This is a genomic window from Staphylococcus sp. EG-SA-17, assembly GCF_017151845.1.
GTDB lineage: Bacteria > Bacillota > Bacilli > Staphylococcales > Staphylococcaceae > Staphylococcus > Staphylococcus aureus.
In genome coordinates this window covers 1-461 of the sequence record NZ_JACVZO010000101.1, presented here as the reverse complement: position 1 = coordinate 461, position 461 = coordinate 1, and the positions used below count along the sequence as shown (strand labels likewise).

The 461-nt window shown below is 33.8% G+C and carries 1 protein-coding gene; it reads left to right on the top strand.

Annotated features, from left to right (window positions below):
• Positions 1–461 (top strand): S1C family serine protease (locus tag IDG65_RS14245; protein ID WP_206174226.1); only part of this gene is annotated, 461 nt, incomplete at both ends.

Genomic DNA, 461 nt, shown 5'->3' with positions numbered 1-461 from the left:
GGTGTAGAATTTGCAATCAGTGTGACACAAGGTATTATTTCTTCAGAAGAACGTACGATGAATGTACAAACTTCTCAAGGTGTTACAGAAGCAACAGTTATTCAAACAGATGCTGCCATAAACCCAGGTAACTCAGATGGCGCATTAATCGACTTAAACGATAACCTTATCGGTATTAACTCTATGAAAATTTCAAGATCAGCTTTAGAAGGTATCGGCTTTGCAATACCAAGTAATGAAGTAAATAATATCATTAAAGATATTATGGATGACGGTAAAGTAACACGACCTTATATCGGCATCAGCATGATTTCAATAGATGATATACCAAACCAATATAAGAAAGAATTAAATCTCACTACAGATAAAGGTGTTTACATTTCTGAAGTAGATAAAAAAGCAGACAACGGGCTTAAAAAAGATGATGTCATCACTAAAGTAGACAATAAAGATGTATCAGA